This is a genomic window from Agromyces binzhouensis, from assembly GCF_042672355.1.
Lineage (GTDB): Bacteria > Actinomycetota > Actinomycetes > Actinomycetales > Microbacteriaceae > Agromyces > Agromyces binzhouensis.
This window is the reverse complement of record NZ_JBHXVJ010000005.1, coordinates 52,528-77,202: the sequence shown is the minus strand read 5'-3', so window position 1 is coordinate 77,202 and position 24,675 is coordinate 52,528. Positions and strand designations below refer to the sequence as shown.

Sequence of the window (24,675 nt, the reverse complement as noted above, 5' to 3'; positions counted from 1 at the left end):
CCATGCGTCCTCTCTGTCGCAGTGGTGGATGCGTCCGTCACGCGCGGCCACGGGCGGGGTCACGTGGTGCGGACGGACGAGGGGCCGGTCGTTCGACCGGCCCCTCGGTGATCAGCCCAGGATGGGGAGGGCGACGAGCGCGGCCCATCCGGCGAGTACGCCGCCGATGATGGGGCCGACGACCGGGACCCAGGAGTACGACCAGTCGCTGCTGCCCTTGCCGGCGATCGGGAGGATGGCGTGCGCGATGCGCGGCCCGAGGTCACGGGCCGGGTTGATCGCGTAGCCGGTCGGGCCACCGAGGGAGGCGCCGATACCGATGACCAGCAGGGCCACGGGCAGCGCGCCGAGCGCGGCCAGGCCGGAGGCGTCGCCGTTGCGGCCGAAGCCGATGACGACGAACACGAGCACGAAGGTGCCGATGATCTCGGTCACCAGGTTCCAGCCGTACGACCGGATCGCCGGACCCGTCGAGAACACCCCGAGCTTGTTCGCTGCCTGGGGCTCCTCGTCGAAGTGCTGCTTGTAGGCCAGCCACACGATGATCGCACCGAGGATGGCGCCGATCAGCTGCGCTCCGATGTAGGTGAGCACCGACAACGCGTCCACCGGGACCGTCGAGCCGAATGCGGGGTTTCCGAACTCGGTCGCGCCGTTGGCGACCAGGCCGAGGGTGACGGCGGGGTTGATGTGCGCGCCCGAGGCGTAGGCCACGACGACACCGGAGAAGACCGCGAGGCCCCAGCCGATGTTCACCAACAGGAACCCGCCGTTGTAGCCCTTCGTCTTGACGAGGGCGACGTTCGCCACGACTCCGCAACCGAGCAGCACGAGCATCGCCGTGCCGACGAGTTCGGAGAGGAACAGCACTCCGAGATTGTCCACGTTGACCTTCCATCCTTTCGCCGTGCCCGAGGGCCGCGCCCCAGGGCGGATCAGCGCCCACCCTACTCGTGTGGTCGAGACGCGCGGAAGGGCGCGCGGCAATCCTCGGATAGCCCTTTCATCGGCGGGGCCCGCCGGAGTAGTTTTGCGGGGGAGTGCCGCGTCAACGTCGACAGGCGACGGGCCGGGCGAGTGCGGCCGAGGGGAAGGGACGTTTTCGTGAAGAAGATCATCAACGATCCCAAGCACGTTGTCGACGAGTCAGTCGCAGGCTTCGGCCTCGCGCACGCCGACCTCGTGAGGGTCGAGACGGATCCCATCCACGTCGTGCGCGCCGACGCGCCGGTCGCGGGCAAGGTCGGCCTCGTGTCCGGCGGGGGGAGCGGACACGAGCCACTGCACGCGGGGTTCGTCGGCCCGGGCATGCTCGACGCGGCGGTGCCCGGCGCGGTGTTCACCTCGCCCACGCCCGATCCGATCCTCGCGGCGACGAAGGCCGTCGACGGCGGCAAGGGCGTGCTCCACATCGTGAAGAACTACACGGGCGACGTGCTGAACTTCGAGACCGCAGCCGATCTCGCGGCCGCGGACGGCATCGAGGTCCGGGCCGTCGTGACGAACGACGACGTCGCGGTCAAGGACTCCCTCTACACGGCGGGCCGCCGCGGCGTCGGCGGCACCGTGCTCGTCGAGAAGATCGCGGGCGCCTCCGCCGATCGCGGCGACAGCCTGGAGCAGGTCGCGGAGATCGCGGAGCGCGTCAACGCCAACGTGCGTTCGATGGGCATGGCGCTCACGCCCTGCATCGTCCCGCACGCCGGCGAGCCGAGCTTCACGCTCGCCGAGGACGAGGTCGAGATCGGCATCGGAATCCACGGCGAGCCGGGACGCGAGCGCATCAAGCTCGAACCGGCCGACGCGATCGTCGATCGACTGATCACGCCGATCATCGAGGACCTCCCGTACGCGTCGGGGGACCGCGTGCTCCTGTTCGTGAACGGAATGGGCGGGACCCCGCAGATCGAGCTGTACATCGCGTACCGGCGGGCAGCCGAGGTGCTCGCCGAGAAGGGCATCTCGATCGAGCGCTCACTGGTGGGCAACTACATCACCTCGCTCGAGATGCAGGGGTTCTCGATCACGATCCTCAAGCTCGACGACGAGATGATCGGGCTCTGGGACGCCCCCGTGCACACGGCGGCGCTCCGGTGGGGCCGATAGGGGCGGCCGCGGTGGGATTGGACATCACCTGGGCGGTGGACTGGGTCAGGCGCAGCGCGGACTCGATGGCCGAACACCGGATCGAGCTGATCACGCTCGACCGTGAGATCGGAGACGGCGACCACGGGGAGAACATGGATCGCGGCTTCCAGGCCGTGCTCCCCAAGCTCGACGACCTGCCCGCCGGATCGACGCCGGCGGACGTGCTGAAGATGGTCGCGACGACACTGATCTCGACGGTCGGCGGCGCGGCGGGACCGCTCTACGGGACGGCGTACCTGAAGGGATCCGTCGCGATCGCGGGGGAGTCGTCGATCGACGCGTCCGGCGTCGTGTCGTTCCTCGAGGCGTCCCGCGACGGCATCGTGGCGCGCGGGAAGGCCGAGTCCGGCGACAAGACCATGGTCGACGCCTGGACGCCTGCGGTCGACGCGGCACGGAGTGCGGCCGACGGCGGCGCGAGCGCCGCCGCGACGCTCCGGGCTGCGGCGGATGCCGCGGCGTCGGGCGCCGTCGCGACCGAACCGCTGGTCGCGCGCAAGGGTCGGGCCAGCTACCTGGGCGAACGCTCGGCCGGTCATCGCGACCCCGGCGCACAATCGACGGCGTACCTCCTCGAGGCGGCGGCCGCAGCCGCGTCGAACGGGACCAGTGCCTGAGATGGCGGATGGGGAACGCATCGGGATCGTCGTCGTCTCGCACTCCGAGCAGCTGGCCGCGGGGGTGGTCGAACTCGCACACCAGATGGCCCCGAACGTCCGCATCGAACCGGCCGGAGGAACCGACGACGGCCGGATCGGGACGAGCTTCGATCGCGTGACGACGGCGATCGGCGCGGCGGATGCCGGCGCCGGCGTCGTCGTCCTCTGCGACCTCGGGTCGGCGATCCTGACGGCCGAGACCGCGATGGACTTCCTCGACGACGACGTGCGGGAGCGGGTCCGCATCGCGGACGCGCCGCTCGTGGAGGGAACGGTCGCGGCATCCGTCGCCGCGGAGTCGGGCGACCGGCTGGAGGCGGTCGTGCAGGCGGCGGAATCGGCCGGCGGAGGGGCTGCGACCGTCCGGGAGGCGGCCAAGCCGGAATCGGACGCGGTCCCTACCGACACGGGGTCACGCGAGCGCATCAGCAGGCGGATCACCCTCACGAACTCGGACGGGCTGCATGCGCGCCCTGCTGCCGAACTCGTGAAGCTCGCCAGCATGTTCCCGCAGCGCGTCACCGTGAACGGGATCGACGCCAAGAGCCTGCTCGCGATCATGGCCCTGGGGCTCGTGAAGGGCGACGAGGTCGAGATCGCGACCGATGACCCCGCCGGCGCTGGAGCCGTGGACGCACTCGCCGAACTCGCGTCGAGCGGATTCGGCGAGCACTGAACTCCGGCTGATCCTGGGCCGCCTCCATGTGCCCGGAACCGCCTGCGACCCCACCGGAGGGTGCCACGGCATCCATCGGATAGTCGCGCTCTCCATATTCCCCTCGCACCGAGCGCGAGTGCGGGAGTACCATCGGCGCCATGGCACGCGAAGAAGCGGGCCACGGCGATGGGAACGCGTTCACCCGGTTCTTCGACCGGGTGGATCGGGTCATGACCCCAGCGTTCGAATCGCCGCGGATGGCCCCGGAAGAGCCCGACGACCGCAGTCAGTCGGGGGAGAAGCCGTGTCCGCTCTGCGGACACCCGATGTTCGAACACCACATCGACGAGTCGACGTCGAATGTCCTGCTCGAATGCCCGACCGATGTCCGACTGCCGGAGCCGGCGATGAGCGGACCGCTCAACGAATTCGGCATGCCGGCGAGCGACGAACGGGTCGAGAAGCTCAGGCGCAACGAGCGCACCTGATCGTTCGGCCCAGTCCCTGGGGGAGCGGTCGCCGCCCAGCGACCGCTCGTTCTGCGTGGCTCGACTGGCCGCGCGCAACGACACGATGAATCGGACGCATCGTGAAGTCAGTTCACGATACGTCCGTCCCGCGGGCACCCGGGTGGTTCGAACAGCGCACCCAGCTCGCGGGTGATCACGATTCATCCGGAGCGTGACCACTCAGCTTCGTCGCTTACGCGCATGTGACGTGCACGCGATCAGCCCGGACGGATCGAACGCACGACAGCGCCAGGGGAGTCGAGGTCGGGCGCCACGGGGTGGATCGGATCTGCAATTCCGACATAATGTGCATTATCGGCGCATCGCCCAGACTCTACGAATCGCTCGGCTTGGCCGTGTTCCTCGGCCCGAACGGCTCAGGCGATCGCCTTCGTCACCAGCTCCACGATGCGCCGTTCACCCGCAGCCGTCAGCTCCGCCAGCGCATACGACGTCGGCCACAGCTCGCCGTCGTCGAGCAGCGCGTTGTCGTTGAAGCCGAACGTCGCGTAGCGCGTCTTGAACTTCAGGGCCGGCTGGAAGAAGCACAGGACCTTGCCGTCCTTCGCCCAGGCGGGCATTCCGTAGTAGGTGCGCGGTGCGAGCTCGGGAGCATGCTCGGTGATGAGCTCGTGCAGCCGTTCCGCCATCGCACGGTCGGAGCCCTCCAACTCGGCGATCTTCTCGAGCAGGTCGGCGGCGCCGTCCTTCTTCTTGCCGCGGCGCACCTCCTTGGCGCGCTCCTTCATCGCGGCGCGCTCCTCGTCGGTGAACCCGCCCGGATCCTCGTCGCGTGCGGGCGTGCGCTTCGCCTCAGCCATCATCGGCTCCCTTCGTGTCGTTCGATGCGACTCCGACCGCCGGAATCGCGATGGAATCCCGCGTGCGGACGCTCGTCGGCGTCCGCGCAGGCACAGGTGCGAGATCGCGCGAGTAGATCGCTCCCCCGGACTCGTAGGCCGAATGCAGGCACATCCCTGTCCCCCGTTCCCTTCGAATACCCCGTGGGGTATCAGGCGCCGACATAGTCGGCAAGGTGCTCCCCCGTGAGCGTCGCGCGACGCGCGACGAGTTCGGCAGGGGTGCCTTCGAAGACCACGCGGCCGCCGTCGTGACCGGCGCCCGGGCCGAGGTCGATGATCCAGTCCGCGTGCGCCATGACCGCCTGGTGGTGCTCGATGACGATGACGGTCTTGCCGGAGTCGACCAGGCCGTCGAGCAATCGCAGCAGGTTGTCGACGTCCGCCAGGTGGAGGCCGGTCGTCGGCTCGTCGAGGACGTACACGTCGCCCGTCTCCCCCATCGCGATCGCGAGCTTCACGCGCTGCCGCTCGCCGCCGGACAGCGTCGACAGCGGCTGTCCGAGGCTGAGGTAGCCGAGTCCGACGTCCTCGAGGCGACCCAGGATCGCCGCAGCGGCCGGGATCCTCGCCTCCCCCGACGAGAAGAACTCGCGCGCCCTCGCGACCGGAAGGTCGAGCACCTCGGTGATGTCCAGGCCGCCGAGCGTGTACTGCAGCACGCCCGCTTGGAAGCGCTTGCCGCCGCAGTCCTCGCACGGCGTCTCGATCGTGTCCATGAACCCGAGTTCGGTGATGATGACGCCGGCCCCCTTGCACGTCGGGCACGCGCCTTCGGAGTTCGCGCTGAAGAACGCCGGCTTCACTCCGTTGGCCTTCGCGAACGCCTTGCGGATCGGCTCGAGCAGGCCGGTGTACGTCGCCGGGCTGCTGCGACGCGACCCCTTGATGGCGCCCTGGTCGATCGAGACGATTCCGTCGCGCGGGGAGACGGACCCGTGGATGAGCGAGCTCTTGCCCGAGCCGGCGACCCCGGTCACGACCGTGAGCACCCCTGTCGGGATGTCGACATCCACGCTCTCGAGGTTGTTCTCGTCGGCGCCGCGCACCTCGATGGCGCCCGTCGGCGTGCGAACGTCGGGCTTGATCCGCGCGCGATCGTCCAGGTGCCGGCCCGTGACGGTCCCGCTCGCCTTCAGGCCCTCGACCGTGCCCTCGAAGCCGATCTCGCCGCCGTCGACCCCTGCCCCCGGGCCCAGGTCGACGACGTGGTCGGCGATGGCGATGGTCTCGGGCTTGTGCTCGACGACGAGCACGGTGTTGCCCTTGTCGCGCAACTGCAGGAGCAGGGTGTTCATGCGCTGGATGTCGTGCGGGTGCAGGCCGATCGTGGGCTCGTCGAAGACGTAGGTGACATCCGTCAGCGACGACCCGAGGTGCCGCAGCATCTTGATGCGCTGGGCCTCGCCGCCCGAGAGCGTGCCCGAGGGCCGTTCGAGGCTCAGGTAGCCGAGCCCCAGCGTGACGAAGGCGTCGAGGTTCGCCCCGAGGGCGTCGAGCAGCGGACCGGCATCGGGTCGGTCGAGTCCGCGGACCCATGCCGCGAGGTCGGTCACCTGCATGCGGCACGCATCGGCGATGCTCACGCCGTCGATCCGCGACGATCGCGCGGCCTCGGTCAGGCGCGTGCCGTCGCACTCCGGGCAGGCGGCGAAGGTCGCCACGCGCTCGACGAACGCACGGATGTGGGGCTGGAGGGCGTCGAGGTCCTTCGAGAGCATCGACTTCGTGATCTTGGGGATCAGCCCCTCGTAGGTCATGTTGATGTTCTGGATCCGCACCTTCCTCGGCTCGCTGTAGAGCAGCGCATGCCGTTCCTCCTCCGTGAACTCGGAGATCGGCGTGTCGGGGTCGTAGAACCCCGATTCCGCGAACCCGCGGACCATCCAGCCGTCGGCGGTGTAGCCCGGCACCGTGATCGCACCCTCGTTCAGCGACCGACTCTCATCGATCACCTGCGAGAGGTCGAGGTCGGAGACGGAGCCGCGCCCCTCGCAGCGCGGGCACATGCCGCCGAGGTACACGACGTCGCGCACGATGGTCTTGTCGCCCGTCGCCGAGGTCATGACCCCGCTGGCCTTCTGCGTCGGGATGTTGAACGAGAACGCGGTCGGCCCGCCGATGTGCGGTTCGCCGAGACGGCTGAACAGGATCCGCAGCATCGCGTTCGCATCCGTGACGGTGCCCACCGTCGAGCGCGGGTTGGCGCCGAGCCGCTCCTGGTCCACGATGATCGCGGTCGTCAGGCCCTCGAGCACGTCGACGTCGGGGCGCGGGACCGACGGCATGAAGCCCTGCACGAACGCGCTGTACGTCTCGTCGATGAGCCGACGCGACTCGGCGGCGATCGTGTCGAACACGAGCGAGCTCTTGCCCGAGCCGGAGACGCCCGTGAACACCGTCAGTCGGCGCTTCGGCAGCTCGACCGAGACATCCTTCAGGTTGTTCTCGCGGGCGCCCTGCACCCGGATCCGGTCGTGGGCGTCCGCGGCGGGCAGGGCGGATGCCGCGCGGGCGACGTTCGGGGTCGTGGTCATCGTTCCTCCATGACGGTCGTTCCGATCCAAGCACCGCGGGGTCCCCGACGCCGGACGCGTCGGGGTGCGGCGGCGTGTCAGCCGACCTGCTGGATCCGGATCATGTTGCCCGCCGGGTCGCGGAAGGCGCAGTCGCGCAGCCCGTACGGCTGGTCGACGGGTTCCTGCACGACCTCGGCGCCGGCGGCCTCCAGCGCGGCGAACGTCGCGTCGAGGTCGGTCGACGCGAGATTCACGCCGAAGTAGCTGCCCTTCGCGATGATCTCGAGCAACGCGTTCCGGTCGTCGTCGGTCATGCCCGGCCCGACACCCGGCGGGTGGAGCACGATCGCGGTGTCGGGCTGGCCGGCGGGGCCGACGGTGATCCATCGCATGCCCTCGTAGCCGACGTCGTTGCGCACCTCGAAGCCGAGCACGTCGCGGTAGAAGGCGAGCGAGGCCTCCGGGTCGATGTGCGGGAGGAAGCTGGAGTGGATGGTGATGCTCATGGAGGTCACGCTATCGACGGCCGCCGACGGCGGCTTCTCGATTCCTGACCGGCTTCGTCACCTGCTTCGCCACGCACGGGATCATGCCGAGGGTCGCTCCCGCGTGCCGCTCCCGATAGACGCTCGGCGGCACGCCGACGAGCTCGGTGAACCGCGTGCTGAAGGTGCCGAGCGACGAGCAGCCCACCTCGAAGCACACCTCCGTCACGGAGAGGTCGCCGCGACGGAGCAGGGCCATCGCCCGTTCGATGCGACGCGTCATCACGTAGGAGTAGGGCGTCTCGCCGAACGCCGCCCTGAACCGACGGCTCAGGTGACCCGAGGACATGTTCGCCCCGCGCGCCAGCGCCTCCACGTCCAGCGGCTTCGCGTACTCGCGATCGATGCGGTCGCGAACGCGGCGCAGCACCGCGAGGTCTCGCAGCACGTCCGGGCCGGTGGGTCGAGCGCTCACGAGCGCGATGCTGCCACCTCGCGGGTGCGAAGTCCAGCCGTGCACGGCTGGTGCCAGAATGGCGCCATGGACTCCGGCAAGGTCGCGTTCGTCCTCGGGGGCGGCGGGGTGCTCGGCGCCGTGCAGGTCGGCATGCTCCGTGCGGTGCTCGAACGCGGCATCCGCCCCGACCTCGTCGTCGGCACGTCGATCGGCGCGATCAACGGGGCGATCATCGCCGCCGACGTCGACCGGAGCCTCGAACGGCTCGAGCACGCCTGGACGTCGAGGGAGGCTCGTGCGATCACGACCGGCGTCGGCCTGCGGTTCGGGCGGGCGCACGTGATGTCGTCCGAGCCGCTCCGCCGGATGCTCACGCACGGGCTCGCCGGCGCCACCGAGTTCGAGGACCTCGACGTGGAGTTCCGCTGCTGCGCCGCGAGCGTCGAACGCGCGGCCGAGCACTGGTTCGCCTCCGGTCCCCTGGTGCCGGCGGTACTGGCCTCCGCGGCGCTGCCCGGCCTGTTCCCGGCGGTGCGGATCGGCGACGAGCACTTCGTCGACGGTGGCATCGTGAACTCGATCCCGGTCGGCCAGGCCGCCGACGCCGGGGCGACGGACATCTACGTGATGCAGGTGGGCCGGATCGAACACGCGCTGACCCCGCCACGGAACCAGTTCGACAACGCCCGCGTCGCGTTCGAGATCTCCCGCAGGCATCGCTTCGCCCGCGACACCGCGGCCCTCGCCGAGGGGACGCGACTGCACGTGCTCCCGACCGGCACCTCCTCCGCGAAGGAGAACCGCATCTCGCGCAACCTCTCCCCCACCGCACTCCGCCGGCGGATGGCGACCGCGCACGGCGCGGCATCCGCGTACCTGGACCGCGAGGCCGAGCGCGGCGGCGGCGCGGCGGACCGGGCCGCGGACTGATGCGCCTGCCGCCGAAGTGGGTGCGCCGCGGCATCCTCGCGCCGCTCGTGATCGTGCTGGCCCTCGTCGTGGTCGCCCTGCTGCCGGCGTGGCTGACGATCGCGCTGATCGCGTCGATCTTCCTGGAGCCGAGGCTGCGGACCCCGCGACTGCTCCTCATGGTCGCGATCTACCTGCTGTGGGATGCCGCGGCGGTCGTCGTGCTGTTCGCGCTGTGGATCGCCTCCGGGTTCGGGTGGCGCATCCACTCGCACGGCTTCCAGCACGCGCACTACCGGTTCGTCGCGCGTATGCTCGGCGTGCTGTTCTGGAACGCGCACTGGGTGCTCCGCCTCGACATCGACGTCCGCGTGCCCGAGGGGTTCCACGACGACGACCAGCCGCGGGTCATCGCGAGCCGCCATGCGGGGCCCGGCGATTCGTTCATCCTCATCCACGCCGTCCTCAACTGGTTCGACCGGTCCCCGCGCATCGTGCTGAAGGACACCATGCAGTGGGATCCGGCCGTCGACGTGGTCCTCAACCGCCTGCCGAACCGCTTCATCGCGCCGCCGCCCGTCGCCGGCGAGGTGGGCAGGGCAGGCCCGCCGGGACGACGCTCCACGCCGGCCGTCCCGCTGACGGACCGCATCGGCGAGCTCGCGAACGACATGGAGGAGCGCGACGCGCTCGTGATCTTCCCCGAAGGCGGCAACTTCACGCCGGAGCGCCGCGCGCGGGCCATCGACCGATTGCGGGCGGCCGGTCTCACGTCGACGGCCGAGCGCGCCGCCCGACTCATGAACGTCATGGCGCCGCGGCCGGCGGGGCTGTTCGCCGCGCTCGACGCGGCGCCGCACGCCGACGTGTTCCTCGTCGCGCACACCGGCCTCGACCGCATCAGGACGGTCGCCGACGTCTGGCGCGAACTGCCGACCGACAAGACGATCACGATGCAGGTCTGGAACGTCCCGCGCGCCGACATCCCCGACGACCACGATGCGCGGACGGACTGGCTCATGGACCAGTGGGAGCGCATCGACGGGTGGATCGAGGCGCGACGGTCCTGAACGCCGCGTGGGCCTTCGGCACGACACGCCGGAGATCGGGACCAACGGCTCCACCGCCGAGCACGCCGCTGGGAATAGCCTGAACGCGAGCGCGCCAGTAGGGGCGCGCCGGAAGGAGTCGCAATGTCCTCCCCGCAGTCCAACAGCATGTTCGCGGCGTTCGCGTTCGATTCGGCCGAACTCACGAAGTCGGCGGTGAACTCGATCCGCATCGCCCTCGGCGTGACGGGGGTCATCGCACTGATCATGGGCGTCTTCATCACGTTCTGGCCGAAGGACTCGGCCGTCGTCCTGACGGTGATGCTCGCGATCTACTTCCTGATCGCAGGGCTCGCATACGTCGGCATCGGCATCTTCTCGAGGTCGATCTCGGGCGGCGCCAGGGCCCTGGACATCATCCTCGGCGTCCTGTTCCTGTTCGGCGCGATCGTCATGTTCGCCAACCCGACCGAGAGCGCCGTCGTCATCGGCATCTTCGTCGGCATCCTCGTCGGCATCCTCTGGATCATCGAGGGCGTGGTCGCGCTCGCACAGTCCGGCAGCTCGTCATCGAAGGGGTGGAGCATCTTCTTCGGCCTCCTGAGCATCGTCGCGGGGATCGTGCTGCTCTTCTCGCCGCTCTGGGGCGTGGTCGTGCTGTTCGTCGTGACGGGCATCGCGCTCATCATCCTCGGCATCGTGCAGATCGTGCGCGCGTTCACGTTCGGGCGCGGAATGCAGCTGTCGTCGTGACGGGCTGATCCGATCAGACGCCGCGAGGGCGGGACCGGCCAGACCGGTCCCGCCCTCGTCATGCGGCGTGCCTGCGCCGCGTGCGCCGGATCAGCCCTCGGGCGCGAACCCCGAGACGTCCCCCACGTAGCGGGTGTGCTCGGCCGGGATCGGCTCGACGGCGGCCGAGGCGACCTCGGCGGCGAACTCGGCGACGTTGTACAGCTTGCCCGCGTCCTCCTTGCGGGCGGCGATGGCGCCCGGGTTCGCACGCTCGAGCAGCGTGGCGGTGATCGTGCCCTCGATCATGTCGCCGGAGACGACCACGAACTCGACGCCCTGCTCGTCGAACTCCGGGAGCTTCGCCCGCAGGGCGTCCTCGCCGGCGCGCTTGGAGAGGGCGACGGGCTCGTACTCCGGCATCGTCGGCGTCGTGCGGATGAAGTGCGCCTGGTGGCTCGTCACGAACACGATCCGGGCGCCCTCCGCGAGGTGCGGGAGCGCGTTGTCGACGACGTTCACCTGCGCGTCGCGGTTCAGCCGCATCGCGTAGTCCTCGCCCATGCCGCTCTCCATGCCGCCCGAGGCGTTGAGGACGAGCAGGTCGACGGGGCCGAGCTCGGCGACGGCGCGCTCGAACATGGCCTGCACCGACGCCGCATCCGTCAGGTCGGCGCCGACGGCGATCGCACGGCCGCCTGCCGCCGTGATCTCGTTCACGATCTTCTCGGCGCGCGGAGCCTTGCTGCGGTAGTTGATGACGACCGCCGCGCCGGCCTCGGCGAGGTAGCGTGCGGTGTCCGCGCCGATGCCGCGGGACGAGCCCGTGACGAGGGCGACGCGGCCGTCGAGCGATCCGGGGGCGAGCGGGTTGGTCACGTTGGGGCTCCTCGAGTGGTGCGGATGTCGCGGGCGCGCTGCGCGCCGCACCGAGACTACCAACTCCCCCATCGCCCCCTCATGCGCTGCTAGGTTGACAGACGGGGGCCTAAGGAGACCGACTTGGATGTTCTGACTCAGTACGCGTGGATCGCCTGGCTGGTCCTGATCCTCGTGTTCGCCACGATCGAGGTCTTCACCCTCGAGATGACCTTCCTGATGCTCGCCCTCGGAAGCGTCGCCGGCCTGCTCTCGGGGCTCACCGGCATCCCCTGGTGGGCGCAGTTCATCGTGGCGGCGGTCGTCGCCGTCGCACTCATCCTGACGCTCCGGCCACCACTGCTGCGGATGCTCCGCCGAGGCGCCGACCCGGCGAGGAGCAACGTCGACGCGCTGATCGGCGCCTCCGGCACCGTGGTGCGCACGGTCGGGCCCGCGGGCGGCCAGGTCCGCCTCGAGAACGGGGACGTCTGGACGGCCCGGCTCTCACCGGTGACCGAGCAGGCGGATGTCGCCGTGGGCGAGCACGTGCTCGTCACGGGCATCGACGGGGCGACGGCGGTCGTCGTCCCCATGGAGAGGAGCACCCAGGCGTGAACGACGTCGGACCCATCATCGCCCTGATCGTCGTCGTCGCGATCGCGATCTTCGCGATCGTGGTGATCGCGAAGTCGATCCGCATCATCCCGCAGGCGTACGCGGGAGTCGTCGAGCGGCTCGGCAGGTACCACAAGACGCTCACGCCCGGCCTCAACATCCTCATCCCGTTCATCGACCGACTGCTTCCGCTCGTCGACATGCGCGAGCAGGTCGTCTCCTTCCCGCCGCAGCCGGTGATCACCGAGGACAACCTCGTCGTCTCGATCGACACCGTCGTCTACTTCCAGGTGACCGATGCGCGCGCCGCGACCTACGAGATCAACAACTACCTCGGCGCCGTCGAGCAGCTGACGACGACCACCCTGCGAAACGTCGTCGGCGGGCTGAACCTCGAAGAGGCGCTCACGAGCCGCGACAACATCAACGGCCAGCTCCGCATCGTGCTCGACGAGGCGACGGGCAAGTGGGGCATCCGCGTGTCCCGCGTCGAGCTGAAGGCGATCGACCCGCCCCTCTCGATCCAGGACTCGATGGAGAAGCAGATGCGCGCCGAGCGCGATCGTCGCGCCGCGATCCTCACCGCCGAGGGCACCAAGCAGTCCGCGATCCTCGAGGCCGAGGGTTCCCGGCAGGCCGCCATCCTCAAGGCCGAGGGTGACGCGAAGGCCGCGGTGCTCCGAGCGCAGGGCGAGGCGGAGGCGATCCTCACGGTGTTCGACGCCATCCACAAGGGCGATCCCGACCCCAAGCTGCTCGGCTACCAGTACCTCCAGATGCTGCCGCAGCTCGCGGAGGGCGCGTCGAACAAGCTCTGGATCATCCCGAGCGAGCTCACCGAGGCGCTGAAGGGCATCGGGCACGCGTTCACGCCGAACGGCGCCGCCGATGCGAGCGGCAGCGCGGGTCCCGATGCGCCCCGTGGGACGTCGGGCCCGAGCTTCCCCGGCTGACCCGCGTGACCGGCGGCTGGTTCGAGCCGCCCGCACCGCGCGTCCTGGCGCACCGCGGGCTCGCGCTCGAGGCCCCCGAGAACACCCTCGCCGCGTTCGAGGCCGCGGTGCGGGCCGGCGCGCAGTACCTCGAGACCGACATCCACCCGAGCGCCGAGGGTGCGGCCGTGCTGGCGCACGATCCCACGCTGCGACGTGTCGCCGGTCGCCGCGAGTCGGTGTCCGACCTCTCGCTCGACGCACTCCGAGGGGTCGACCTCGGCGGCGGGCACGGATTCGCCACGCTCGACGAGCTGCTGCACGCGTTCCCCGAGGCGCGCCTCAACGTCGACGTGAAGACGGATGCCGCGGTCGCGCCGACCGTCGATGCGGTCCGTCGTGCCGGGGCCGAAGGTCGGGTCCTGCTCACCGCATTCTCCGACGCGCGGCGGCGTCGGCTCGCCGCCGCGGTTCCCGGGTCGGTCACGTCGGCCGGTCGCACGTCCGTGCTCCGCGCGGTCGCGGCATCCCGCACGCGCAGTTCGGGCGCGATGCGCCGCGGCGTCGCGGGTGCTCGCGCCCTGCAGATCCCCGAGCGCGTCGGGCGGCTCCGGATCCTCTCCCCCGCGCTCATCGAGACGGCGCACGCCGCCGGCCTCGAGGTGCACGTGTGGACGGTGAACGACGAGGGCGACATGCGACGCCTGCTCGACCTCGGGGTCGACGGGCTCGTGACCGATCGAGCCGACCTCGCGCTGCGCGTCATCGCGGGAATCTGAGCGTTCCCCGGCAAAACCTCAGCCTGCGGGAAGAAGATGCCCAGCTTGATCGTCTATACCTGATTGACGATCGAGAGGAGTACGCCATGGCGGACCGGAGCCTTCGAGGCATGCGTATCGGCGCCCAGAGCCTGCAGAGCGAGGACGGCGTGATCTTCGCCGACCGAGCCGACTACACGTACCGCTGCGAGACGTGCGGTCGTGACACCGTGATGACCTTCTCGACCGAGGCCGAGCTTCCCGAGGAGTGGGAGTGCCGTCACTGCGGCAACTCCGCCGTGCTCCTCGTCGACTCCAAGCCCGTCGAGATCGACCGATCGGGCGAGAAGGTCGCCCGCACGCACTGGGACATGCTGCTCGAGCGCCGCACGCGTGCCGAGCTCGAGGAGATCCTCGAGGAGCGACTGCAGTACCTGCGGGCCCGTCGCGGCCAGCAGAAGATCGGCGCCTAGGCGTCCAGCGCACCCGCACGCCCGGCATCGGACCTCGTCCGGCGCCGGGCGTTCCGCTGCGCCGCGACCCCGGCCCACGCGAGGCCCGCGAGCGAGCCGAGTGCGAGCAGGAGCGGGACGACCCCGCCGAGCACGACCGACGGCGTGAGCCCCGTCCGGAGTTCGACGTCGGTCACCATCGCGCCGGCCTCGTATGCGGGCAGGGCGTCGATGGTGCGTCCGGCCGGGTCGATCACCTGGCTGGTGCCCACCGTGGAGATGTTCACGACCGAGCGGCCGGTCTCGATCGCCCGCAGGCGCGCGATCGCGAGCTGCTGCTGGTTCTCGTCGGTCCCGCGGAAGTCGGCGTTGTTCGTCTGGAGCATGTAGAGCTCCGCGCCGTCACGCGCACCCTCCCAGATCAGCTCGTCGTAGATGACGTCGAAGCAGATGGCCAGTCCGGTGACGGTGTCGCCGAGGTCGAAGACCGGCGGTTCGGTTCCCGGTGAGTACCCGCGCTGGATGAGGCCGGTGAGCTCGGGGACCAGCGCGTCGTAGAACCACCGGTCGGGAATGTACTCGCCGAAGGGCACCGGGTTGCGCTTGGCGAACCGGTCGACGGGACCCTCCCCCGCTTCCCAGAGCAGCGAGGTGTTGTAGAAGCGCTCGTCGCCCTCCTCGCCCTCGACGGTCACCGTGTTCAGGATGACGGGAGCGTCGAGCTCCTTGGAGAGCCCATCGAAGATGCGCGCGACGGACGGGCTGCGCGTCGGGTCGATGTCGGATCCGCCCTCCGGCCAGAGCAGCACGTCGACGTCGTCGCCGAGCACCGCCTCGGTCGCGTCGAGCTGCGAGCGGAGCACGTCGCCCTGCTCGCGCGGGTCGAAGTAGCCCGCCGGTCCGTTGCCCTGTACGCTCGCGACGCGGAGGTCGCCGGTCGGTGTCGTCGGGAACGCCGGGACCGCGACGGCGATGGCGAGCACCACCACCACGGGGACGGCGGTGCGGAGGTCGCGCCATCCGCGCGCGCGCACCCACTCGATGACGCCGGCCGTCAGCGCGACCATCACGAATCCCAGGCCGGAGGATCCGATCCACGAGACGACCGGTGCGAAAGGACTCTCGGACTGGCTGAGCGCGGCCCGGCCCCATGGGAAGCCGCTGTACGGGAATGTGCCGGTCACGGTCTCGCGGAGGATCCAGAGGCCGGCCACGAGCGCCGGGAGCGCGATGAGCCGAAGCCAGCGAGATCGGCCCGCGAGGGGCACCCAGCGGTAGGCGAGCGTGATGAGCACCGCCCCGCCGGCCACGAAGAGCGATTCGAGGATCGACAGCGCGAGCCACGGGATCGGACCGAGGTAGAGCGAGGTCCAGGAGACGTGCGAGAGGTAGAACGCGAGGCCGAAGGCGAGACCGACATGGAACGACGAGAGCAGCGAACGCCCGACGAGCGGGACGAGCGCCATCGCGATCCCGACGAAGGCGAGCGGCCAGACGCTCGCGCCCGGGAAGCCGAGGTCGTAGACGAACCCGCCGAGCGCGGACACGATGAGGGCGGCCCACAGGGGCAGGATCGGGAGCGGGCCGCGATCGGCGCCGGCTGCGGCGTCCGCACCGCGGACTCCATCCGGCGCGACCGTCGCGCGGCCCTCGGTCGAACGCTCCCGTGCCGCGGTCGCGGCGGGGTCGACGCTCATGCCGCCGCCCCGTAGGCGACGACTCCCCGACGGACGGCGTCGATCGCCGCGCGCGCCGTCGCGCCGAGCTCGGCGTCGGCCACGATCGACACCTGGTCGAGCAGGTCGACGACCTGCTTGGACAGCCGCACGAAGTCGCCGGCGGCGAGCTCGGTGTCCGCGAGCACCTGGGCGAGTCCGGCTCCACGCGCCCAGGCGTGCATCGCCGTCGCCAGGGCGGGCGAGGGCTGTTCGCTTCCCGGCAGCCGATGGTCGCGCTCGACGTCGTCGAGTTCGCTCCACGCGTCGAGCGTCCGGTCGAATGCCTCGCGGAAGCCGCCCTTCGGCATCCGGTACTGCACCCCGCGGTCGTCGCGCCGCGGTTCGTAGACGAGCGCGGCCGCCATCGCGGCGACCGACGGAACGTCGAGGCCGTCCCAGAGCCCGCGTCGGAGCGCTTCGGCGACGAGCAGGTCCCGCTCGCCGTAGATGCGCTTGAGCCTCCGGCCGGCCGCCGTCGAGGCCAGGCCGCCCGCGCCGTCGCGCTCGAGGTAGCCGAGCTCCTCCAGCACCTCCGCGACGCGGTCGAACCGCTTCGCGACCTGGCCCGTGCGGGTGCGGATCTGGCGCGAGAGATCGTCGTGATCGCGCTTCAGGCGCCACCATCGCTCGGCCCACCGCGCGTGCTGCTCGCGCTCCGCGCACCCGTGGCACGGATGTGCGCGCAGTCGCTTGCGCTCGGCGCCGAGCTCCCGTTGGAACCGCTCGCGCTGCGCGTGCGTCGGATTGCCCTTCGAGGACTGCCGCTCGAGGTCGCCGATCCGGCGGCGGATCCCGGCGTACTCGGCGAAGTCGCCGAGGTGGCAGCGCATCGCCTCCTCGAAGCCGGCCATCGACTCCTCCTGCTTGCGGAGGGTGCGGGCGAGGTCGACCACGGCGCGATCGGCCTGGAACTGCGCGAACGAGAGCTCGAGGATCTGCCGGGTGCGCTCGCGACCGAACTGGTCCACGAGGTTCACGGCCATGTTGTACGTCGGCGTGAAGCTCGAGTTCAACGGATAGCTCCGACGGGACGCGAGCGAGGCCACCGCCTCGGGATCCAGGCCGTCGACCCACTGGATCACCGAGTGCCCCTCGATGTCGATCCCGCGGCGCCCCGCCCGCCCGGTCAGCTGGGTGTACTCCCCCGGGGTGATCGGCACACGGGCCTCGCCGTTGAACTTCTCGAGCTTCTCGAGCACCACCGATCGGGCGGGCATGTTCACGCCGAGGGCGAGCGTCTCGGTCGCGAACACGGCCTTCAGGAGCTTGCGCTGGAAGAGGTCCTCGACGATCTCCTTGAACGTCGGGAGCATGCCGGCATGGTGCGCGGCGACGCCGCGCTGCAGCCCCTCGATCCACTCCCAGTAGCCGAGCACGGCGAGGTCGTCGTCGCGCAGCATCCGCGCCCGTTCCTCGACGATCGCGCGGATCTCCGCGCGTTCCTCGGTGTCGGTGAGACGGATGCCGCTGCGCAGCACCTGGCGCACCGCCTGGTCGCACCCGGCCCGGGAGAAGATGAAGAAGATGGCCGGAAGCAGGTGCTTGCCGCTCAGCAGCTCCACGACCGCTGAACGCTCCGCGCGCCCTCCGCCGGGGGCCGGCTTGTGGTAGCGGCCGCGGTCGCTGCCACGACGGCCGCGCTGCGAACGGCCGCCGATCGATCGGCCGCCGGCGCGCGCCAGCCGCTGCAGCTCGGGGTTCACGCGATGCGTGGCCGCCTGACCGGACGAATCGAACAGGTCGATGAGCTTCGAGCCCACGAGGACGTGCTGCTCGAGCGGCACGGGCCGCTGCTCCGAGACGATGACGTCCGTGTCGCCGCGGACCGCCTGCAGCCAGTCGCCGAACTCCTCCGCGTTCGACACGGTCGCGCTGAGCGACACGAGCCGCACGTGCTCGGGGAGGTGGATGATGACCTCCTCCCACACCGCGCCGCGGAACCGGTCGGCCAGGTAGTGCACCTCGTCCATGACCACGAACGAGAGCCGCTCGAGCAGTGGCGAGGAGGCGTAGAGCATGTTGCGGAGGACCTCGGTGGTCATCACCACGATCCGGGCGCCGGCGTTGATATTGGTGTCACCCGTGAGCAGGCCCACGTTCCTCGAGCCCCATGCCTCGACGAACTCCTGGTACTTCTGGTTCGACAGCGCCTTGATGGGCGTCGTGTAGAAGACCTTCTCGTCGTCCGCGTGCATCGCGAGGTGCACCGCGAACTCGGCGATCGCGGTCTTGCCCGCGCCGGTGGGCGCGGCGACCAGGACGCTCCGGCCCTCGTCGAGCGACGCGCACGCGGCGCGTTGGAACGGGTCGAGGTCGAACGAGAGGTTCGCTGCGAACTCCTGCAGCCTGGGCTGCCGGCGCTGCTGCCGGGAGAGTGCGTAGCGTTCCGCCGGCGAGAGGCTCATCACCCCTCCAGCCTAGACAGCGTCGCCGAACTCCAACTGATTGCGCTTGGCGACGCGACGGTCGTGCAGGTATGCCAGCCCGTACGCCGCGAAGTACAACCCGATCATCGGGATCGCGAGCATGAACATCGAGACGATGTCGGCCGACGGCGTCGCGAACGCCGTGAAGAGCACGATCACGAGGATCGCGATGCGCCACGACTTGATGATCGCGGCCGCACTCAGGATCCCGGCGAAGTTCAGGAGCACGATGAACACCGGCACGACGAACGCGATGCCGATGGCGACGACGAGCTTCAGCACGAAGTCGATGTACTCCTTCGCCGTCAGCAGCGTCTCGGCGCCCTCGGGCACGAACCCGGTCATGAGCTTCACGATGTTGGGAAGCACGAACCAGCCGGCTGCGCAGCCCGCGAAGAAGAGCGGGATCGCCGTCGCGAAGAACGCGAAGGTGTACTTGCGCTCGCGCGTGTTCAGGCCCGGGACCAGGAACGCGAAGATCTGGTAGAGCCAGACCGGTGCGGAGATCACGATGCCGAGGGTGAACGCGATCTGCAGGCGCAGGTCGAATGCACTGGAGATCGTCGGGAAGATGATGCCCGTCGACGCCGCGTCCGTGCCCTGCTGGGCTTCGACGACGAGGTTGACCGGCTCCTGGATCGCCTGCCACACGAACGCGTCCGTCAGCCACCAGCCCGCGACCATGCCGATGACGATGGCGATCGCCGAACGGAAGAGGCGCTTGCGCAACTCGACGAGGTGCGCGCCGAGCGACATCCGCTTCTCGCGGTTCTTCTCCCCGCGATCCTTCACCGCGGTCATACGGCTCAGGCGCTCGGGCCGGAGTCCGCGCGCTTCGGCTGCTCGACCTGTGCGGGCGTCGTCGTCGACGCGGGCGCCGACGTGGTCGACGAGGCCGGGGCCTCGGTGCTCGCCGCAGCGCCGTCCTTGGCGTCGGCGTCGGTCTCGTCACCGTCGGAGCGGACCTCGTTCTTGAGGATCTTCATCGACTGGCCCAGGCTCCGCGCGAGCGCGGGAAGCTTCGGCGCACCGAACAGCAGCAGGATCACCAAGAGGATGATCAGCGCGTGCCAACCGGTGAAGGCGTTTCCAAACATAGATGCTCGTCCATTCTGGCGGGATGGTGCGGCCAGTCTACCTGCTCGCGAGAGGGGCGACCCTCACACCTCTGCTTCGATCGGGTCACGATCGGACAGGTCGTCCGGATAGGCCGCGAGCCCCGCCTCGGCCCATGCGGCGACGACCTCGCGCGCCTCCTTCGGGGCGACGACCGTCACGAGCCCGGGCAGCCCCGTGACGAGGCGCTTCAGGCCGTGCACGTGCGCGAGCCGCAGGGTCACGCGCAGGCGTCCGTCGACCTCGGTCGACGTGGAGTCGGCGAGGTAGTCGGCGAGCAGCGGCAGGCTCTCCGGCGCGACGTCCACGACGATCTCGAGATCGTCCGGCGACGCCTGGAAGAGCGTCTCCGGGATGACCCGACCCGTGTGGTCGCCGATCGGCTCGTCGGTGATGCTGAGCCCGCTCATCCTGTCGATGCGGAAGTTGCGGACGTCCTCGCGGTGCTGGTCGTAGGCCTGGAGGTACCAGTCGGCGCCGAGCGAGGCGATCCGAAGGGGGTCGACCCGACGGCGACGGTGCTCCCCGCGCGCGTTCAGGTAGTCGAACTCGAGCCGGCGGCCGGATGCCACGGCCCGCCGCACCTCGGCGAGGGTCTCGTCGACGGCCTCCTCGGCGACCGCGATGCGACTCGGCTCGCCCGAGGCGCCCGCTCGGAGCTTCTCGGTGAGCGCGGCGAGCGATGCGCTGTCGGCGTTCTCGGGCGCCGCCGAGAGATAGCGGAGCCCGGCGATGAGCGCTGCGGCCTCGCGAGCGGAGAGCTTCGGGGCGTCGTCGATCGCGACGTGATGGACGATGACGATGACGTCGTCGTCCTCGAACGCGTCCCAGTCGATGTCGAAGAGGTCGTTCGGCTGGTAGGTCCCGGTCGCACCGGGCAGCCCGGACGTCGCGATGAGCATCACCGCGTCCCGGATCTCCTGCTCGCCGACGCCGAAGTGCGCGGCCGCGTCGGCGACGTCCACGACACGCTGCTCGAGCAGGTACGGCACGAGCGAGAGCAGGAAGACGAGCTTGTCGGGCGCGCGGAGCCCCGCGGGCCGCCGCGGCGGGCGAGCGCTCATGCGGCGCCTCCCGTGCGGTGCGCGGCGGCGACCGTCGCGAGTCGGCTCCGCACGGCGTCGCGCAGCGTATCGGGCGCGATGACGCGCACCTCCGGTCCGTAGGAGGCCAGCTCGTCGGCGAAGACGACCTCATCGGTGTAGTGCAGGCGGATGACCCCGGCGTCGTCGTCGACCTCCACCGCGCGCTTGCCGAGCCGCACCTCCGCATCGGACCCGGCGCTCACGACGAGGTCGGCGGTGTTGGCGAGCCGCAGCGCCTGGAGGTCGGCGAGCACGCGATCCTGCACGTCGGCGGGCGGCGCGTCGAACGGCGCGCCGGTCAGCGCCTTCACGTCGCCGACGATCCGCGAGAGGAGGAACGTCCGCGGCGCCGCCACGTCGACGTCGCGCCCGTGGAGGTGCCAGCGGCCCTCGTGGAGGACCACCGCGTAGGGCTCGACGGTGCGCAGGCGAGGCGCCTGCTCGCCCGGCTTGAGGTAGTGGAAGCGGACGCGCTGCCGCCGGTCGAGCGCCTGCCGGAGCGGTTCGAACGCGGCATCCCGCACCCGCAGCCGCGGCGCGTAGCCGATCACGGGTTCGCGCGGCTCGATGCCGAGCGAGCGGAGCTTCGTGAGCGCGCGCTGCGAGTCGGCCGAGAGCGAGGCCTCGCGCCACACCTCGGCCGCGAGGCCGAGGAGCGCGAGTTCGTCGGGGGTGAACCGCACGTCGACGGGCAGGTCGTACTCGCCCTTCGGGATGCGGTACCGCAGCGCCTGGTTGTCGCCGGGACGATCCGGGGACTCGACCGTCTCGAGCGGGATTCCGAGGTCGCGGATGTCGTCCTTGTCGCGCTCGAACTGGCGCTCGAGGTTCGCGTTCCCGCCGCGCGGGTCGTACCGCTCGGCGTAGCCGCGCACCGTCGACAGGATCTCGGACTTCAGCAGTCCGGTCTCGGTCGCGAGCAGCGCGAGGACGAGGCTGAACAGCCGGTCCTCGACCGGTATCCGAGACTCCCCCGCGGGCTTGGATGACGCCACGTCAGCGATCATACTGAAGCGCCCGCGGCGGCACGGCGGCCGCCCGGCCTCACACCACGCCGAGGATGTCGATGACGAAGAACAGCGTCGATCCGGCGGGGATGCCGGCCTGCTCGGCGTCGCCGTAGCCGTCCTCCGGGGCGATCACGACGCCGACCTGCGAGCCGACCTGCTGGCCGATGAGCGCCTCGGCGAAGCCCGGGATCACCTGGGAGCCGGAACCCTCGCTCACGACGAACGACGCGGGTGCACCGCTCTCCCAGCTCGAGTCGAACACCTCGTTGTCGTCCCAGAGCACGCCCGTGTAGTGCACGACGACCCGGTCGCCGTCCTCGACGGTCTCGCCGGAACCCTGCTTCAGCACCTCGACCTCGGTCGTGTCGAACGGCTCGTCGTCCGGCACGGTGATGCCGGGCCGGCCGTCGGGCGCGGTCACGACGGCGGGGAAGCCGTCGCGCGTGATGCGCGGGGATCCGTTCGCCCTGGGCAGGAACGCCTCCTGCACGTCGAAGATGACGACGATGCTGTCGTCGGCGCCGATCCCGAGCCCCGCGTTGCCCGCGTCGCCGAAGCCGTCGGCCGGCGGGATGACGACGGCGACGCGCGACCCCTCGCGCGCGCAGCTCAGCCCGGTGCGCAGGCCCGTCAGCGTGTTCGCCCCGAGCACGACCGGCAGCGGGTCCTGGCCGCCGAAGCCCTGGGGCGCCTGGATCTCCTCGCCCGTCGTCCCGTTGTAGACCGCGAGCCCGACGAGCGCCTGCTGGCCGTCGACCAGGTAGTCGCCCGTGCCCTCGATGAGTTCGGTGCACTGCGTCGTGTCGGGCACGAGCGGGGTCGGGAAGTCGACGCGCGGCGTCTCGCCGAAGTCGCCGCGGACCTCGACGAGGTCGGACGACCCGCCGGGCTCGGCCTGCGGCGCGGGCGCCGAGGCGCAGCCGGTCAGGGCGAGGGCGACGGCGGTCGCGGTGGCGGTGAGTGCGAGCGGGAGGCGCACGGATCCTCGTTTCGTCTCGGGTGGAACGGGCGCAGACAGCCTAGTCGGCGTCGGCGGGGTCGATGGTGGGGGCCGCGCCGGTATCGCCGCGCGAACTGCGCGCCGCGGCATCCGCCGCCCTGGCCCGCTTGCGGAGGACCTTGTCGCTGACGTTGCGTTCGCCGAGGGCGCCGGGCGTCCACGCCTCGACGTCCTCGTCGCTGAACTCGGTCTTCGACGGTCGGCGCTTGAGCTCCGGGAGGATCGTGTCGGGCGCGAGCCGGCGCGCCGTGAGCAGGAACCCGGTGTGCGCGATCATGCGGTGGTCGGGTCGCACCGCGAGCCCCTGCACGTGCCATCCGCGCACCATCGTCTCGTTCGCGACCGGCTCGGTGTACCAGCCCGTCGCACGGATCGCCTCGGCGACCCGGGAGAGCTGCGTGGCGGTCGCGACGTAGCAGAGCACGACGCCGCCGGGCTTCAGCGCCGTCGAGACGACGTCGATGCACTCCCACGGCGCGAGCATGTCGAGCACCACGCGGTCGACGGAGGCAGGTCCGGCCTGCTGCGGGAGCGCCTCGGCCAGGTCGCCGAGGGTGATCGACCAGTTGGCCGGATCCTCGCCGTGGAACGTCGCGACGTTGCCTCGCGCGACATCGGCGAACTCCTCGCGCCGCTCGAACGACATGAGCCGGCCCTCCGGGCCGATCGCGCGGAGCAGCCACAGCGACAGCGCGCCGGAGCCCACGCCCGCCTCGACGACCGTCGACCCCGGGAAGATGTCGGCCTGCGCGAGGATCTGCACGGCGTCCTTCGGGTAGACGATGGCCGCGCCACGCGGCATCGACATGACGAAGTCGCTGAGCAGGGGTCGGAGCGCGAGGTACTCGACCCCGACCGCGTTCGCGACGACCGAACCGTCGGGCAGGCCGATGATCTCGTCGTGGGCGATCGTGCCCTTGTGCGAGTGGAAGACCTTGCCGGGCTCGAGCGTGATCGTGTGCATGCGGCCCTTCGGGCCGGTCAGCTGCACGCGGTCGCCGACGCGGAACGGCCCGCTCGCCTCGCCGCGGCTCACGCGCGCGCCTGCTTGGTCGTGAGGACCTCGACCAGGTCGTCGAGCGTCCGGCCGTCGAGCGTGTCCCACACGACATCGGAGGGCGCCTCGTCGAGGGAGAGCATGTGGGGCACGCCGATCACCACGGCGCCCGCCGCGGTCGCCGCCGCGAGACCCGTCGGCGAGTCCTCGATCGCGATGCACTCGGCGATGTCGACGCCGAGTCGACCGGCGGCGGCCAGGTACGGCTCGGGGTGCGGCTTCGGCGCGGCGACCTCGTCGCCCGTCACGAGCTCGTCGAACGCGGCGAACGGGATCGCGCCGACGACGTCCTCTGCCATCGAGCGGATCGACATGGTCACGAGCGCGGTCGGGATCCCGGCGTCGCGGAGCTGCTTCAGGAGCGCCTTCGCCCCGGGCTGCCAGGGGACGCCGTGCTGGGCGAGCTGCTCGCGCACGCGCTCGGTGAGCCGCTCGACGATCGCGTCGGCCGGGAGGTCGACGCCGGCGCGCCGGAACACCTCCGCGGCGTCCCAGAGGCCCATGCCGACCATCTGCAACGCGTCCTCGTGCGTCCAGGTCCGGCCGAACTCGTGGACGAGTTCGATCTCGGCCCGCATCCAGTACGGCTCGGTATCGACGAGGGTGCCGTCCATGTCCCAGAGGACGGCGGCGGGAAGGCGCTTGGTCACAACGGGCGAT

General features: G+C 70.6%; 26 protein-coding genes. 11 read left to right on the top strand and 15 right to left on the bottom strand.

Going from position 1 to position 24,675, the window contains the following annotated elements; genetic code table 11:
* Window positions 1-111: 111 nt before the first annotated feature.
* Complete coding sequence (locus ACFVHK_RS09925; protein WP_376928676.1) at window positions 112-885, bottom strand: MIP/aquaporin family protein; 774 nt, start codon at window positions 883-885, stop codon at window positions 112-114.
* Window positions 886-1,104: 219 nt separating this feature from the next.
* Between ACFVHK_RS09925 and dhaK the strand changes: the two genes are divergently transcribed.
* The 4 genes from dhaK (at window position 1,105) to ACFVHK_RS09905 (ending at window position 3,953) form a co-directional block, all read left to right on the top strand.
* Window positions 1,105-2,106: a dihydroxyacetone kinase subunit DhaK gene (gene dhaK / locus ACFVHK_RS09920; RefSeq protein ID WP_376928675.1), complete on the top strand. Its 1,002-nt coding sequence runs from the start codon at window positions 1,105-1,107 to the stop codon at window positions 2,104-2,106.
* An 11-nt stretch (window positions 2,107-2,117) separates the two neighbouring features.
* Window positions 2,118-2,765 (top strand): dihydroxyacetone kinase subunit DhaL, encoded by a 648-nt coding sequence (gene dhaL, locus ACFVHK_RS09915; protein WP_376928674.1) that lies wholly within the window; start codon window positions 2,118-2,120, stop codon window positions 2,763-2,765.
* Window position 2,766: 1 nt separating this feature from the next.
* Window positions 2,767-3,483: a dihydroxyacetone kinase phosphoryl donor subunit DhaM gene (gene dhaM / locus ACFVHK_RS09910; protein ID WP_376928673.1), complete on the top strand. Its 717-nt coding sequence runs from the start codon at window positions 2,767-2,769 to the stop codon at window positions 3,481-3,483.
* A 140-nt stretch (window positions 3,484-3,623) separates the two neighbouring features.
* Window positions 3,624-3,953 (top strand): hypothetical protein, encoded by a 330-nt coding sequence (locus ACFVHK_RS09905; protein WP_376928672.1) that lies wholly within the window; start codon window positions 3,624-3,626, stop codon window positions 3,951-3,953.
* Between the two features lie 398 nt (window positions 3,954-4,351).
* On the opposite strand, the gene ACFVHK_RS09900 is transcribed toward ACFVHK_RS09905, so the two are convergent.
* The 4 genes from ACFVHK_RS09900 to ACFVHK_RS09885 form a co-directional block, all read right to left on the bottom strand.
* The gene (locus ACFVHK_RS09900; RefSeq protein ID WP_376928671.1) at window positions 4,352-4,795 is read right to left on the bottom strand and encodes an iron chaperone; all 444 of its coding nucleotides are present in this window, start codon (window positions 4,793-4,795) and stop codon (window positions 4,352-4,354) included.
* Window positions 4,796-4,986: 191 nt separating this feature from the next.
* On the bottom strand, window positions 4,987-7,371 hold the full coding sequence (locus ACFVHK_RS09895; RefSeq protein ID WP_376928670.1) for an ATP-binding cassette domain-containing protein: 2,385 nt from the start codon (window positions 7,369-7,371) through the stop codon (window positions 4,987-4,989).
* Window positions 7,372-7,448: 77 nt separating this feature from the next.
* Window positions 7,449-7,859: a VOC family protein gene (locus ACFVHK_RS09890; RefSeq protein WP_376928669.1), complete on the bottom strand. Its 411-nt coding sequence runs from the start codon at window positions 7,857-7,859 to the stop codon at window positions 7,449-7,451.
* A gap of 10 nt (window positions 7,860-7,869) precedes the next feature.
* The gene (locus tag ACFVHK_RS09885; RefSeq protein ID WP_376928668.1) at window positions 7,870-8,313 is read right to left on the bottom strand and encodes a helix-turn-helix transcriptional regulator; all 444 of its coding nucleotides are present in this window, start codon (window positions 8,311-8,313) and stop codon (window positions 7,870-7,872) included.
* 66 nt (window positions 8,314-8,379) lie between these two features.
* On the opposite strand from ACFVHK_RS09885, the gene ACFVHK_RS09880 reads away from it, so the two are divergent.
* From ACFVHK_RS09880 to ACFVHK_RS09870, 3 genes are all read left to right on the top strand, one after another.
* The gene (locus tag ACFVHK_RS09880) at window positions 8,380-9,225 is read left to right on the top strand and encodes a patatin-like phospholipase family protein (protein ID WP_376928667.1); all 846 of its coding nucleotides are present in this window, start codon (window positions 8,380-8,382) and stop codon (window positions 9,223-9,225) included.
* Complete coding sequence (locus ACFVHK_RS09875) at window positions 9,225-10,274, top strand: 1-acyl-sn-glycerol-3-phosphate acyltransferase (protein WP_376928666.1); 1,050 nt, start codon at window positions 9,225-9,227, stop codon at window positions 10,272-10,274. The genes ACFVHK_RS09880 and ACFVHK_RS09875 overlap by 1 nt, the downstream gene beginning before the upstream one ends.
* A 123-nt stretch (window positions 10,275-10,397) precedes the next feature.
* Window positions 10,398-11,006 carry an HdeD family acid-resistance protein gene (locus ACFVHK_RS09870; RefSeq protein WP_129234549.1) on the top strand — a complete coding sequence of 203 codons (609 nt, stop codon included), beginning with the start codon at window positions 10,398-10,400 and terminating at the stop codon, window positions 11,004-11,006.
* 90 nt (window positions 11,007-11,096) lie between these two features.
* Here ACFVHK_RS09870 and ACFVHK_RS09865 read toward each other — a convergent pair whose 3' ends face one another.
* A complete protein-coding gene (locus ACFVHK_RS09865; protein WP_376928665.1) occupies window positions 11,097-11,864 on the bottom strand; it encodes an SDR family oxidoreductase in 768 nt (255 codons plus the stop codon).
* Between the two features lie 123 nt (window positions 11,865-11,987).
* Between ACFVHK_RS09865 and ACFVHK_RS09860 the strand changes: the two genes are divergently transcribed.
* The 4 genes from ACFVHK_RS09860 (at window position 11,988) to ACFVHK_RS09845 (ending at window position 14,624) form a co-directional block, all read left to right on the top strand.
* A complete protein-coding gene (locus ACFVHK_RS09860; RefSeq protein WP_129234551.1) occupies window positions 11,988-12,461 on the top strand; it encodes an NfeD family protein in 474 nt (157 codons plus the stop codon).
* A complete protein-coding gene (locus tag ACFVHK_RS09855; protein WP_376928664.1) occupies window positions 12,458-13,414 on the top strand; it encodes an SPFH domain-containing protein in 957 nt (318 codons plus the stop codon). Before ACFVHK_RS09860 ends, ACFVHK_RS09855 begins: the two co-directional genes overlap by 4 nt.
* 5 nt (window positions 13,415-13,419) lie before the next feature.
* A complete protein-coding gene (locus ACFVHK_RS09850) occupies window positions 13,420-14,172 on the top strand; it encodes a glycerophosphodiester phosphodiesterase family protein (protein WP_376928663.1) in 753 nt (250 codons plus the stop codon).
* An 86-nt stretch (window positions 14,173-14,258) separates the two neighbouring features.
* The gene (locus tag ACFVHK_RS09845) at window positions 14,259-14,624 is read left to right on the top strand and encodes an RNA polymerase-binding protein RbpA (RefSeq protein ID WP_129234554.1); all 366 of its coding nucleotides are present in this window, start codon (window positions 14,259-14,261) and stop codon (window positions 14,622-14,624) included.
* On the opposite strand, the gene lnt is transcribed toward ACFVHK_RS09845, so the two are convergent.
* The 9 genes from lnt to ACFVHK_RS09800 all read right to left on the bottom strand — a co-directional run bounded on the left by lnt (window position 14,621) and on the right by ACFVHK_RS09800 (window position 24,665).
* On the bottom strand, window positions 14,621-16,300 hold the full coding sequence (lnt, locus tag ACFVHK_RS09840; protein ID WP_376928662.1) for an apolipoprotein N-acyltransferase: 1,680 nt from the start codon (window positions 16,298-16,300) through the stop codon (window positions 14,621-14,623). The two genes, ACFVHK_RS09845 and lnt, sit on opposite strands and share 4 nt — an antisense overlap.
* Entirely contained in the window at window positions 16,297-18,726 is a 2,430-nt protein-coding gene (locus ACFVHK_RS09835) for a DEAD/DEAH box helicase (RefSeq protein WP_376928661.1), read from the bottom strand. The genes lnt and ACFVHK_RS09835 overlap by 4 nt, the downstream gene beginning before the upstream one ends.
* 12 nt (window positions 18,727-18,738) lie before the next feature.
* A complete protein-coding gene (gene tatC / locus ACFVHK_RS09830) occupies window positions 18,739-19,503 on the bottom strand; it encodes a twin-arginine translocase subunit TatC (protein WP_129235173.1) in 765 nt (254 codons plus the stop codon).
* Between the two features lie 50 nt (window positions 19,504-19,553).
* Entirely contained in the window at window positions 19,554-19,844 is a 291-nt protein-coding gene (tatA, locus tag ACFVHK_RS09825; RefSeq protein ID WP_376928660.1) for a twin-arginine translocase TatA/TatE family subunit, read from the bottom strand.
* 63 nt (window positions 19,845-19,907) lie between these two features.
* Entirely contained in the window at window positions 19,908-20,927 is a 1,020-nt protein-coding gene (locus ACFVHK_RS09820) for a helix-turn-helix transcriptional regulator (RefSeq protein ID WP_129235171.1), read from the bottom strand.
* Window positions 20,924-21,943, bottom strand: a complete 1,020-nt coding sequence (locus tag ACFVHK_RS09815) for a helix-turn-helix transcriptional regulator (protein WP_376928659.1) — start codon at window positions 21,941-21,943, stop codon at window positions 20,924-20,926. Before ACFVHK_RS09815 ends, ACFVHK_RS09820 begins: the two co-directional genes overlap by 4 nt.
* Before the next feature lie 49 nt (window positions 21,944-21,992).
* Window positions 21,993-22,937 (bottom strand): FKBP-type peptidyl-prolyl cis-trans isomerase, encoded by a 945-nt coding sequence (locus tag ACFVHK_RS09810; protein ID WP_376928658.1) that lies wholly within the window; start codon window positions 22,935-22,937, stop codon window positions 21,993-21,995.
* A gap of 40 nt (window positions 22,938-22,977) precedes the next feature.
* The gene (locus ACFVHK_RS09805; protein ID WP_376928657.1) at window positions 22,978-23,994 is read right to left on the bottom strand and encodes a tRNA (adenine-N1)-methyltransferase; all 1,017 of its coding nucleotides are present in this window, start codon (window positions 23,992-23,994) and stop codon (window positions 22,978-22,980) included.
* Window positions 23,991-24,665, bottom strand: a complete 675-nt coding sequence (locus tag ACFVHK_RS09800) for an HAD family hydrolase (protein WP_376928656.1) — start codon at window positions 24,663-24,665, stop codon at window positions 23,991-23,993. The genes ACFVHK_RS09805 and ACFVHK_RS09800 overlap by 4 nt, the downstream gene beginning before the upstream one ends.
* Window positions 24,666-24,675 lie beyond the last annotated feature (10 nt).